The organism is Streptococcus sanguinis (assembly GCF_019929225.1).
In the GTDB taxonomy this organism is placed as follows: Bacteria; Bacillota; Bacilli; order Lactobacillales; family Streptococcaceae; genus Streptococcus; species Streptococcus sanguinis_J.
In genome coordinates this window covers 24,731-37,217 of record NZ_JAHZPA010000004.1, presented here as the reverse complement: position 1 = coordinate 37,217, position 12,487 = coordinate 24,731, and the positions used below count along the sequence as shown (strand labels likewise).

At 44.3% G+C, this 12,487-nt stretch carries 12 protein-coding genes; 10 read left to right on the top strand and 2 right to left on the bottom strand.

Annotated elements, in window-relative coordinates; translation table 11 throughout:
• Positions 1–87: 87 nt before the first annotated feature.
• The 9 genes from K1I80_RS07575 to pepC all read left to right on the top strand — a co-directional run bounded on the left by K1I80_RS07575 (position 88) and on the right by pepC (position 9,016).
• The gene (locus K1I80_RS07575) at positions 88–1,431 is read left to right on the top strand and encodes a DEAD/DEAH box helicase (RefSeq protein WP_223311762.1); all 1,344 of its coding nucleotides are present in this window, start codon (positions 88–90) and stop codon (positions 1,429–1,431) included.
• A gap of 246 nt (positions 1,432–1,677) precedes the next feature.
• A complete protein-coding gene (locus K1I80_RS07570; protein ID WP_223311976.1) occupies positions 1,678–2,487 on the top strand; it encodes an amino acid ABC transporter permease in 810 nt (269 codons plus the stop codon).
• Positions 2,487–3,230 carry an amino acid ABC transporter ATP-binding protein gene (locus K1I80_RS07565; RefSeq protein WP_223311761.1) on the top strand — a complete coding sequence of 248 codons (744 nt, stop codon included), beginning with the start codon at positions 2,487–2,489 and terminating at the stop codon, positions 3,228–3,230. Before K1I80_RS07570 ends, K1I80_RS07565 begins: the two co-directional genes overlap by 1 nt.
• 171 nt (positions 3,231–3,401) lie before the next feature.
• A complete protein-coding gene (locus K1I80_RS07560) occupies positions 3,402–3,626 on the top strand; it encodes a DUF4059 family protein (protein WP_002893522.1) in 225 nt (74 codons plus the stop codon).
• 65 nt (positions 3,627–3,691) lie between these two features.
• Positions 3,692–4,606, top strand: coding sequence for a thioredoxin-disulfide reductase (gene trxB, locus K1I80_RS07555; protein WP_223311760.1), 915 nt, complete (start codon positions 3,692–3,694; stop codon positions 4,604–4,606).
• Positions 4,607–4,713: 107 nt separating this feature from the next.
• Positions 4,714–6,174 carry a nicotinate phosphoribosyltransferase gene (locus tag K1I80_RS07550; protein WP_223311759.1) on the top strand — a complete coding sequence of 487 codons (1,461 nt, stop codon included), beginning with the start codon at positions 4,714–4,716 and terminating at the stop codon, positions 6,172–6,174.
• Positions 6,171–6,995 (top strand): ammonia-dependent NAD(+) synthetase, encoded by an 825-nt coding sequence (gene nadE / locus K1I80_RS07545; protein WP_223311758.1) that lies wholly within the window; start codon positions 6,171–6,173, stop codon positions 6,993–6,995. Before K1I80_RS07550 ends, nadE begins: the two co-directional genes overlap by 4 nt.
• Before the next feature lie 47 nt (positions 6,996–7,042).
• The gene (locus K1I80_RS07540; RefSeq protein ID WP_223311757.1) at positions 7,043–7,603 is read left to right on the top strand and encodes a GNAT family N-acetyltransferase; all 561 of its coding nucleotides are present in this window, start codon (positions 7,043–7,045) and stop codon (positions 7,601–7,603) included.
• Between the two features lie 78 nt (positions 7,604–7,681).
• Entirely contained in the window at positions 7,682–9,016 is a 1,335-nt protein-coding gene (gene pepC, locus K1I80_RS07535; RefSeq protein WP_223311756.1) for an aminopeptidase C, read from the top strand.
• Positions 9,017–9,093: 77 nt separating this feature from the next.
• Here pepC and pbp1a read toward each other — a convergent pair whose 3' ends face one another.
• Together pbp1a and recU are read right to left on the bottom strand one after the other, a co-directional pair.
• The gene (pbp1a, locus tag K1I80_RS07530) at positions 9,094–11,232 is read right to left on the bottom strand and encodes a penicillin-binding protein PBP1A (protein ID WP_223311755.1); all 2,139 of its coding nucleotides are present in this window, start codon (positions 11,230–11,232) and stop codon (positions 9,094–9,096) included.
• Positions 11,225–11,827, bottom strand: a complete 603-nt coding sequence (gene recU / locus K1I80_RS07525) for a Holliday junction resolvase RecU (protein WP_223311754.1) — start codon at positions 11,825–11,827, stop codon at positions 11,225–11,227. The genes pbp1a and recU overlap by 8 nt, the downstream gene beginning before the upstream one ends.
• Before the next feature lie 67 nt (positions 11,828–11,894).
• Here recU and K1I80_RS07520 point away from each other — a divergent pair, with 67 nt between their 5' ends.
• A complete protein-coding gene (locus tag K1I80_RS07520; RefSeq protein ID WP_223311753.1) occupies positions 11,895–12,422 on the top strand; it encodes a DUF1273 domain-containing protein in 528 nt (175 codons plus the stop codon).
• Positions 12,423–12,487 lie beyond the last annotated feature (65 nt).

Here is a 12,487-nt window from a genome sequence, read left to right as displayed (position 1 = left end):
GCTCGCTTTTCTGCTTCTTAGATTTGAGGGTAAGCAGGATGGTCAATTTTTTGGTATAATAGTTAGGATAATAGAATAGAGGACAAGATGAAATTTACAGAATTTAAGTTTAAAGATTATATTCAGGAAGCGCTCAGGGATTTGAACTTCGTTGAAGCGACTCCAGTCCAAGAGAAGCTGATTCCAGTCGTATTGTCAGGTCGGGATTTGGTTGGGGAGTCCAAGACAGGCTCTGGTAAGACACACACGTTTTTGCTGCCGATTTTTCAAATGCTGGATGAGGAGGCAGACAGTGTGCAGGCTGTCATTACAGCCCCAAGTCGGGAGCTGGCAGCGCAGATTTATCAGGCTGCTCGTCAGTTGGCTAGCTTTTCTGAAAAAGAGATTCGGGTGGCCAACTATGTCGGTGGGACTGACAAGGCTCGTCAGATTGGGAAGTTAGAGTCTAGTCAGCCTCATATCGTCATCGGAACACCTGGGCGGATTTATGACTTGGTAGAGTCAGGTGATTTGGCTATTCATAAGGCTAAGACCTTTGTCGTTGACGAGGCAGATATGACACTGGACATGGGATTTTTGGCGACAGTTGATAAGATTGCAGGCCGGTTGCCTAAAGACCTGCAGTTTCTCGTTTTCTCAGCGACTATTCCACAGAAGCTTCAGCCTTTTTTGAAAAAATACCTGTCTAATCCAGTCATTGAGCAGATTAAGACCAAGACGGTCATTGCCGACACCATTGAAAACTGGCTCCTATCAACCAAGGGACGAGACAAGAATGCTCAGATTTATCAAATCAGTCAGCTTCTGCAGCCTTATCTGGCCATGATTTTCGTCAATACCAAGACGAGGGCAGATGAGCTACACAGCTATCTGACAGCTCAGGGACTCAAAGTTGCTAAAATTCATGGAGATATTGCTCCGCGGGAGCGCAAGCGCATCATGAATCAGGTCAAGAATCTGGATTTTGAGTATATTGTCGCTACTGATTTGGCAGCGCGGGGGATTGATATCGAAGGTGCCAGCCATGTTATTAACGATGCCATTCCTCAGGACTTGTCTTTCTTTGTCCACCGGGTAGGCCGGACCGGCCGTAATGGTCTTCCCGGTACAGCCATTACTCTCTACCAGCCGAGTGATGACTCAGATATTCGGGAGTTAGAAAAGATGGGGATTAAGTTTATTCCCAAGATTATAAAGGATGATGAGTTTCAGGATACCTATGACCGAGACCGTCGGGCCAATCGGGAAAAGAGCCGGGAGAAGCTGGACACGGAAATGCTGGGGCTGGTCAAGAAGAAAAAGAAAAAAATCAAACCAGGCTACAAGAAAAAAATCCAGTGGGCAGTGAACGAAAAGCGCCGCAAAACTAAGCGAGCAGAGAATCGTGCACGTGGTCGGGCAGAGCGTAAGGCTAAGCGCCAAACCTTTTAGTGATATACTTTTCTTATCGCTGTGATAAGAAAAATATATTAGTCTTTATGAGATAGATATGATAGACTAGTGAAACTAGTCTATTTTTATATTGGGCTTAGTGTGGCTTATTTGATATTTAGGAACACGAGATTTGCACTAGCTGCTCATGTTTTGACTGCTAAAAGACAGTAAAAGGAAAGCAAATTCTTTGTTTTGTTCCAGAATTGTGTTAAAATATTTCATTATCAAGAAAAGGAAGTAATGATGGTGGTTACAACTTATCTTCTGACAACTGGTTGGTATGAGGAGTTCCTCAAGTTCATTCCAGATGGTAAATTATTTAGTTTAAGGGCCGTTTTTGAGGCCGTTCCGGGCATTTTGCAAAATCTTCCAATCACCCTTCTTTTGACAGTGGGGGGTGCAGTCTTTGGTATTCTGCTTGCCATGGTTTTTGCTGTTGTCAAGATTAATCGGGTTAAAATCCTGTATCCGATTCAGGCTTTCTTTGTCAGCTTTCTGAGAGGAACACCGCTTCTGGTCCAGCTCATGCTGACCTATTTTGGGATTCCTTTATTGCTGAAGGCTATCAATCAGAAGTATGGCACAAGCTTTAATATCAACGAGATTCCAGCGTCTGTCTTTGCGATTGTTGCCTTTGCTTTCAACGAAGCGGCTTATGCCAGTGAGACCATCCGGGCAGCAATCTTGTCCGTGGATTCGGGAGAAATCGAGGCTGCTCGCAGCTTAGGGATGACCAACAAGCAGGTTTATATGCGTGTCATTATCCCCAATGCAGCTGTGGTGGCGACGCCTAGTCTGATTAATTCCCTGATTGGCTTGACCAAGGGCACTTCTCTGGCCTTTAGTGCTGGTGTAGTGGAAATTTTTGCCAAAGCGCAGGCCATCGCAGGGGCAGACTACCGTTACTTTGAGCGTTTTATCTCGGTGTCGCTGATTTATTGGGCAGTCAATATTCTCATTGAGCAACTTGGCCGCTGGATCGAAAAGAAGATGGACATTAAGCAGCCAGATGATGTTGAATCGCTTCAGCAAGCAGAAGGAGAAGGAATCTGATGATTAATATTTCACATTTAAGTAAGACCTTTTCAGGTCAAAAGGTTCTGGACGATCTCAGTTTGGAAATTCAAAAAGGCGAAGTTGTGGCTCTGATTGGCTCCTCTGGTGCGGGGAAATCAACCTTTCTCCGCAGCCTCAACTATCTGGAACAGCCTGATAGCGGAAAGATTACTATTGACGGCTTCAAAGTGGATTTTTCAAGAATTTCCAAAGATGAGATTTTGCTACTGCGCCGCAAGCTAGCCATGGTCTTTCAGCAGTTTAATCTCTTTTCCCGCCGGACAGCTCTGGAAAATGTCAAGGAAGGTCTGCTGGTAGTTAAGAAACTGTCAGACCAAGAAGCGACTAAGATAGCCAAGGAAGAATTAGCAAAAGTTGGCTTGTCAGACCGAGAAAATCACTATCCTAGACATTTGTCAGGCGGTCAGAAGCAGCGGGTTGCCTTAGCAAGGGCTTTGGCTATGAATCCAGATGTTCTTTTGCTAGACGAGCCGACCTCAGCCTTGGATCCCGAGTTGGTCGGAGAAGTAGAGAAATCAATCGCTGATGCAGCTAAGTCTGGCCAGACCATGATTCTGGTCAGTCATGATATGTCCTTTGTCGCTCAGGTAGCTGATAGAGTACTCTTTTTGGACAAGGGGAAAATCATAGAGTCTGGGACACCAGATGAAATTATCCATCATCCAAAGGAAGAAAGAACCAAGGAATTTTTTGCTAGTTACAAACGGACCTATATTTGATATAATAGAGACAGTGAAGGCTCAGTTGGCTAGACCAGCTGAGTTTGTTTTCAGTCTCAGCATACTGCGGAGCAGGCTTTCTTGTCTAGTGGGTGTTTTATGCTGACGGCTAAATTTGGAGTTGTTCCCTTTCTTTGCACTATGAGGCTGATTGACCTTTGAGGAGTTGACATGTTAGATCAAATATTTGCACTTTATATCGAGAGCCTGCTTTATACAGCAGTCGGTGTAGGGATCATTGCGGGTTTATGGATTGGACTGCGGATGATTCGCCGCAAGGACAAGACAGCCAAGGAGCGCCAGAGCCATCTGTACGATGTCCTTTTGATTGTCATTATGACGATTCCAGTCCTGTCTTTTGCGACGTTGGGCCTGCTCATTGTCCTAAAAGCTTAAATGCTTGTAAAACTGTAGAAAAGTTGTTAGAATAATTCTAGTTACAACAAGGAGAAAGAAGAGTTATGTACGATACAATTATTATTGGAGCTGGGCCTGCCGGCATGACAGCTGCCCTCTATGCAGCCCGCAGCAACCTAAAAGTTGCCCTGCTGGAGCGTGGTATTCCTGGTGGTCAGATGAACAATACTGCTGATATTGAAAACTATCCAGGCTATGCCAATATCAGCGGTCCTGAACTAGCAGAGAAAATGTTTGAGCCTCTTGAGAATCTAGGGGTTGAACATTTATTTGGCCTAGTAGAAAAAATTGAAGACCGAGGTGTTTTCAAGGAAATCATTACAGAAGATGAGCGTTTTGAAACTAAAACAGTCATCATTGCTTCTGGTGCTAATCATCGTCATTTAGGGGTTCCTGGTGAGGAAGACTACAACAGCCGCGGGGTTTCTTACTGCGCGGTCTGTGATGGCGCATTTTTCCGTGATGAAGACCTGCTGGTTGTCGGTGGTGGCGACTCAGCGGTAGAGGAAGCTATTTTCCTGACGCGCTTTGCAAAAAGTGTGACCATTGTTCACCGTCGTGATGAGCTACGAGCACAAAAGGTGCTGCAGGATCGCGCCTTTGCCAACGAAAAGATTCGCTTTGTCTGGGATTCTGTGGTGGAAAGCATCCATGGTGATGAGCGTAAAGTGACAGGCGTAACCTTCAAGAATGTCAAGACAGGTGAGCTTAGTCAGGCAGAGTTTGGTGGTATCTTTATCTATGTTGGCTTAGATCCAGTTAGTGAATTTGCTGCGGACTTAGGCATCACTGATGAGGCTGGCTGGATTCTGACGGATCATCAGATGAAGACTTCAGTAGCCGGTATTTACGCTGTTGGTGATGTTCGCCAGAAAGACCTGCGCCAGATTACGACAGCTGTTGGCGATGGTGCCATTGCCAGTCAGGAAGCCTACAAATACCTTACAGAGCAAGCATAAAAATATAAGCTAAGCAAGTGTGTCTCTTCAAGTGAATTGACAGGATTTGCTTAGCTTTTTTGGAATTATGATATAATAAAAGGTATCTAGCATAAAGGAGCAAGAAGATGTACCCAGATGATAGTTTAACTCTGCACACTGATTTGTACCAAATCAACATGATGCAGGTTTATTTCAAGCAAAATATTCACAACAAGCGTGCAGTTTTTGAAGTTTTTTTCCGTAAAAATCCTTTTAATAACGGCTACGCAGTTTTTGCGGGCTTGGAAAGAATTATTTCCTATCTCAATAATCTGACATTCAGCCAGAGCGATTTAGATTATTTGCAATCCTTGGGCTATCACGGAGAGTTTCTGGATTATTTGCGAAATCTCAAGATGAGCCTGACAGTAAGATCTGTTCAGGAAGGTGATTTGGTTTTTGCCAATGAGCCAATCGTGCAGGTGGAAGGTCCACTGGCTCAGTGTCAGCTGGTTGAGACTGCTCTGCTCAATATCGTTAATTTTCAAACCCTGATTGCCACTAAGGCAGCTCGTATCCGCTCTGTCATCGAAGATGAACCTCTGATGGAGTTCGGTACGCGCCGGGCCCAGGAAATGGATGCTGCTATTTGGGGGACCAGGGCTGCGGTGATTGGCGGAGCGAACGGTACCAGCAATGTCCGGGCTGGCAAGCTCTTTGATATTCCTGTTTTAGGAACCCATGCTCATGCCCTTGTTCAGGTTTACGGCAATGATTATGAAGCCTTTAAAGCTTACGCCGAGACTCATCATAACTGTGTTTTCCTAGTAGATACCTACGATACATTGCGCCTAGGTGTTCCGGCAGCCATTCGGGTGGCACGTGAGCTAGGGGACAAGATTAAGTTTCTGGGCGTCCGCATTGATTCGGGAGATCTTGCCTATATTTCTAAGAAAGTTCGTCAGCAATTAGATGAAGCTGGCTTCCCTGATGCTAAGATTTATGCGTCCAATGATCTGGATGAAAATACCATTCTCAATTTAAAAATGCAAAAGGCTAAGATTGATGTCTGGGGTGTGGGAACCAAGCTCATTACGGCCTACGACCAGCCGGCTTTAGGAGCAGTTTATAAGATTGTTGCGATTGAAGATGAGACTGGAGAATTGCGCAATACCATCAAATTGTCCAATAATGCTGAAAAGGTTTCGACCCCAGGTAAGAAGCAGGTTTGGCGTATTACCAGCCGCGAAAAAGGGAAGTCTGAGGGAGACTACATTACCTATGACGGCCTTGATGTCAATGGCTTGGAAGAGCTGGAAATGTTCCATCCAACCTATACCTACATCAATAAAACGGTCAAAAATTTTGATGCCGTACCGCTTTTAGTGAACATTTTCCAAGAAGGGAATTTGGTCTATGAACAGCCGAGTCTGACTGAGATTCAAGCCTATGCCCGTAAGGAATTTGATAAACTTTGGGACGAGTACAAACGAGTTCTCAATCCACAGGATTATCCAGTTGACCTGGCTCGAGATATCTGGCAGGATAAGATGGATTTGATTGACCAGATGCGCAAGAAAGCTTATCAGACAGGAGCAGAAAAATGAGTCTACAAGAGGAAATCATCGCTCAACTGGGCGTCAAACCAATCATTGACCCGGAGGAAGAAATCCGCAAATCGGTGGACTTTCTCAAGGCCTATCTGAGGAAGCACCCTTTTTTGAAAAGTTATGTTTTGGGAATTTCTGGTGGTCAGGATTCGACCTTGGCTGGCCGTTTGGCCCAGCTAGCTGTAGAGGAAATGCGGGCTGAGACTGGGGATGATAGCTACCGCTTTATTGCCGTTCGCCTGCCTTATGGTGTTCAGGCAGATGAAGATGATGCGCAAAAAGCTCTGGCTTTTATCCAGCCTGATGTCAGTCTGACAGTCAATATCAAGGAATCTGCTGATGCCATGACAAAGGCTGTAGAGGCAACGGGTGCCAAAGTCTCTGATTTTAACAAGGGCAATATCAAGGCCCGTAGCCGTATGATTGCCCAGTATGCTTTGGCTGGTTCGTACAGCGGGGCTGTCATTGGGACCGATCACGCAGCAGAAAATGTCACCGCCTTTTTCACCAAGTTTGGGGATGGCGGAGCAGATATCTTACCACTTTACCGTCTTAATAAACGTCAAGGCAAGCAGCTTTTGGCCGCTTTAGGAGCTGATCCGGCCCTCTATGAAAAGGTGCCGACGGCTGACTTGGAAGAAGAAAAGCCTGGGATTGCGGATGAAGTCGCTCTGGGCGTGACTTACAATGAAATTGACGACTACCTCGAAGGTAAGTCCGTTTCAGCCCAAGCCCAAGAAACTATCGAATCTTGGTGGCATAAAGGCCAGCACAAACGGCATTTGCCGATTACAGTTTTTGATGAATTTTGGAAGTGAAAATCTCTATCGAATCTTTTTAGTCCGAGCCAAGAAATGAGGAAGCTATGAAAAAGATAGGTACACAGTCCATTGAAACCAAATGTCTTTTACTAAGACCTTTTCTGGAATCGGATGCTCAAGCTATGTATGACAACTGGGCTTCTCGTCCAGATAATTTGCTGCATGTGACCTGGGATGCTCACGAGAGTCCTGAAGTCACCCAACAGTCTATTGCTCGCTGGGTTGAGAATTATCAAAACATGGATTTTTACAAGTGGGCCATCTGCCTGAAAGAAAATCCTGAACAAGTGCTTGGTGATATCAGTGTGGTGGATAGAGATGATACGGTCAATGCTTGCGAGGTCGGTTATATTTTAAGTAAAGACTATTGGGGGCAGGGGCTGATGACAGAAGCTTTGAAAGCTGTTTTAAACTACCTCTTGCAAGACGCAGGATTCAATCGTGTCACAGCAAGATTTGTAACAGCCAATCCAGCTTCGGGACGTGTTATGGCTAAAGCTGGAATGAGCTACGAAGGCACTTTCCGTCAGGCTGTATTTCATAAAGGACTAGTCAAAGATTTTTCTGTCTATGGAATCCTAAAATCCGATTTAGAAAAAGGCTAGGACTCTTTTGTCCAGCCTTTTTACTTGCACTCCTTTTTTAAAGTTCTATAATAGATGTATAATGACAAGGAGGATTCTATGCAATCGTTAGAACAAAATTTTACAGATAAGCTGTATGCTGCTTATGAGGCCAATTCCAAGTATGCAGCGATGGAAAATGCCATCAGTCACAATGGTCTCTTGACATCCTTGGAGAAGCGAAGCAGTGCTGTGGAAAACACACCTGTCTTTTCACTGGATCTCACTAAGGACAAGGTTAGTGACCAGAAAGCTTCAGGGCGCTGTTGGATGTTTGCAGCTCTTAATACTTTCCGCCACAAGATGATTGCTGGTTTCCAACTGGAGGATTTTGAGCTATCTCAAGCCCATACCTTCTTTTGGGATAAATATGAAAAATCCAACTGGTTCTTGGAGCAGGTGCTGGCGACAGCTGACCAAGAATTGACCAGCCGCAAGGTTAAGTTTCTCTTAGACACGCCTCAACAGGATGGCGGTCAATGGGATATGGTCGTGGCGCTTTTTGAGAAATACGGCGTCGTGCCTAAGTCGGTCTATCCAGAGTCTATCTCATCCAGCAATAGCCGTGAGCTCAATCAGATTCTTAATAAACTCCTGCGTCAGGATGCGCAGATTTTGCGAGAATTAGTGGCAGAGGGTGCAAACTCGTCAGAACTTCAGGCCAAGAAAGAAGAACTCCTACAAGAAGTCTTTAACTTCCTAGCTATGAATTTAGGCTTGCCGCCTCGCCAGTTTGACTTTTCTTATCGCGATAAAGACAATCATTTCCACAGTGAGAGCGGATTGACACCTCTGACTTTCTATCAAAAATATGTCGATCTCAAGCTAGCTGACTATGTCTCTATTATCAATGCACCGACTGCTGACAAGCCTTATGGTCGGTCCTATACAGTTGAGATGTTGGGCAATGTCGTTGGCAGTAAGCCAGTCCGTTATTTAAATGTTGAAATGGATCGACTAAAAGGGCTGGCTATCGCTCAAATGCAATCTGGCGAGACCGTTTGGTTTGGCTCGGATGTAGGTCAGTCTAGCAATCGCAAGGCGGGTATTATGGCTGAGGGGATGCACGATTTCACTGCCAGCATGGATATTCGACTGACTCAGGACAAGGCTGGCCGCTTGGACTATAGCGAAAGCCTTATGACCCACGCCATGGTCTTGACAGGGGTGGACTTGGATGAAAATGGTAAAGCTAAGAAATGGAAGGTCGAAAACTCCTGGGGCGAAAAGGTTGGTAATAAGGGTTACTTTGTAGCCAGTGACGCTTGGATGGACGAATATACCTATCAAATCGTCGTTCGAAAGGAGTTTCTGACATCTGCAGAATTAGCTGCTTATGAAGCAGAGCCTCTTGTCCTAGCTCCGTGGGATCCCATGGGAGCTTTGGCAAAGTAAGCTTTGATGAGAGAATAAGAAAAGAGTAAGAATTTTTCATTCTTACTCTTTTAATTTGTGTTCTAATCTTCGTCACTCTAGTCATCTCCACCGTTACCGGAAGATGAGTCGCTGTGGTTAGAAGAGCTATTGTTTGAATCACCAGAATGCTCACTGGAAGCTGATGTGTCAGAGCTAGCTTCTGTACTGTAACTGCTATAGCTAGAATAGTTATAGTACTGCTGGTTATTGTAGTAACGGTTATAGCCAGTACCACTGTTGAGGTAGACATAAGAGCCACTGCGGTAGAGACCATCTGGCATTTCCCAATCTTCTGAGGCAGAGCCATCTTGAGCTAGGTAAAGCATCATTTCGCGGTAGACATCTGTTGCAACCTTAACCCCATCATCAAGAATTGGTGTCAGGCGGTTAGAGTAGCCGGTCCAAACAGCCATGGAATACTTAGGCGTGTAACCAACGAAGAGTTCGTCTGGTGTGACAATGCTAGAGTAGTAGTAAGGCTTGGTCAGCTTAGCTAATTCATCATCAGCATAGTTGGAGGTACCGGTCTTACCGGCCTGATAAACACCAGAAATAGCAGCATTTGTACCTGTACCAGACTGCAAGACTGTTTTCATCATATCGGTCATCATGTAGGCTGTTGTTTCCTTCATAGCCTTAGTACCATTGTTGGAGAAGGCCTTCTCCGTTCCGTCACTGAAGACGACACGATTGACATACTGAGGCTTGTAGTAAGTACCACCATTGGCAAAAGCAGCATAGGCAGCAGCCATTTTTTCACTGCTGGCTCCGTACTCATTGCCGGATTTGCTGGTGTTACTTGAAAAGGCATTAACATAGAACATTTCAGGATAGTTAATCCCAATACGATTTAGGAACTTGAGGGACTCATCCAAGCCAACGGCTTCCAGCGTTTTAACGGCAGGAACGTTACGGGATTCCTGAATAGCGTATTGAATCGTCATTCCGCCATAGTATTTCTTATCCCAGTTGTAGACTGGTGTGCTGGAATACGGGAAGTTATATGGAGCATCCGTGATAGGAGCAGCTGTTGAAGTATAGACTTCATTTTCCAGAGCTGGAGCATAATCGGTGATTGGCTTCATTGTTGAACCGAAATCACGGTTGGTTTCAACAGCTTGGTTGGTACCAAAGGATACGTTGGTAGATTGGTTACGAGAACCGAGCTGGGCAATGACTTTACCAGTTTGCACATCCATAACAGTGGACGCAACCTGCATTTCGTCATCTGGATAAGCTACATAGTCTCCTGTGTTGTAAATATCCCAGAGTTTCTTTTGGGCATCAGTGTTGACATTTGTATAGACTTCCATACCAGTTGTCAGGACATTGTAGCCAGTCTCTTCTTCTACTTGTTCAATTACTTCCTTAAGATAATTATCCATGTAAGCAGGATAGCTAGTGGAAGCTTTCAAGCTTTGAAGTCCATCGGTTACAGGAGTATTCTTAGCTTGCTCATACTGCTCATCTGTGATGTACTTGAGATCATGCATCTCACGAAGTACCAGATTACGACGGTTGGTCGCAGCCTCTGGGTGAGTGTAAGGGTCATATTGGTTAGGAGCCTGAGGCATACCTGCCAGTAGAGCTGTTTGGTGTAAGCTCAAGTCTTTTAGGTCCTTGCCATAGTAGCTTCGGGCTGCTGTCTGCATACCGTAGTTACTGTTAGACATGTAGACCTTGTTGACATAATAGGTTAAGATTTGCTGCTTGGTTGCTTTACGCTCAAGCTGAGCGGCCAGCCAAGCTTCTTGGATTTTACGTGAAAGAGTCGCATCTGAAGAAGAGGTTGAGAAATAGGACAGCTTAATCAATTGCTGGGTCAGAGTTGATCCCCCTTGGCGACCTCCGCGGATGTTGCTAACAAGGGCACCTGCAATCCGAATAAAGTCTACCCCGCGGTGATTGAAGAAGCGATGGTCTTCAATGGCGACAATGGCGTTGACCAAATCCGTAGGAATTTCACTTGTTTCAGCATTGACCCGCTTTTCAGCGCCTAGGTCTGCAATCAAATTGTTATTGCTGTCAAAAATCTTACTGGATGTGGTCGCGATTAGGTCTTTTTCAGAAAGCTTAGGAGCCTTGACAGCATAGTAGGTAAATACCAAACAGCCAATCACGAATCCAATCATAAGCAGGGTTATAAGTGCACTTGCAAGATATTTCAAAGCCTGCATAAGAGTTTGTTTATTCATTTATAATACCACCTAGTAGTTTTTGTTCGATAATTTCAAGATAAGGAATGCTGGGAAGTTGCTGCATTTCAATCGGATAACCATGCTCTCGGATGTAAGTTAGAGGCATGGACTTCCCTCCCTTGTCGATCTTGTAAAACTCAATTAAATAAGAAGCGGGAAGTAGGTAAGTCTCCCTTAAGCTGGAAAAATGCAGTAAGACAAAACAGATGCCCTTTTGCTCAAGGACTGCCTCCATATGCTCAATCTGATGCGAATGAAAATTTTTCATGGGCATCGATTTTTTCTGTCGGGTTTCCTTGGCTTCAAAGTCAATATAATGGCCCTTGTAGACACCAGAATAGTCTGTTGTGGAAGCTTGCCGAAAATAAGCCTCTACAATCTTGGCTCGACTACGTTGCGGATAATCAACCTTGACAATCTGAATGGGGGTGGGCTTTTTATGGATGACAGCGAGTCCTCTGCTTAGATAGTAGCTGTTGGATTCGTTGATCATCTTTTCAAAAGACATCCCACGATTGGCAAAGTTAACAATGCCGGGAACAGGCCTGTTGATACTGCTTTTAGCCTTTAGCTTATGCGGATAGTTGACCATAAAACTCCTTATTGGTACAATAGCATCACTCTATTATACCACAAAAAACTTTTTTAAGGGAGAATAAATGACCAGTCTATTAATAACAGGCTACAAAGCCTCTGAAATCGGCATTTCAACGGAAAAAGATATGAGAATAAAAATTATAAAAGAAGCTGCTAAGAGGGACTTAATCCGTTTTTTGGAAGATGGAGTAGATTGGCTGGTTTTTATGGGCAATCTGGGCTTCGAGTCTTGGGTTTTGGATTTAGCTAATGAATTGAAAAAAGACTATGAATTTCAGACGGCAACCATCTTTCTCTTTGAGAATCAAGGTGAAAATTGGAACGAAGCCAATCAGGCAAAATTAGCTGCTTTTAAGCAAACCGATTTCGTCAAGTATGCTTATCCGACCTACCAAAATCCTAGTCAGTTTCGTGATTACAATCAATTCGTCATTCAAAATACAGACGGAGCCTACCTCTTTTATGATGAAGAACAGGAGACAAAACTGAAATATCTTTACCAAGAAATGAAAAAACAAGAACAATATTTTATCAAAAAATTAACATTTGATGACCTGAATGAAGTGGCCGAAAATTTTTCGGGAAATTAGATGATAAATCTTGATTTTTATTAGGCATTTTGTTTATAATTGAATATGATAAACTAGATTGGAGA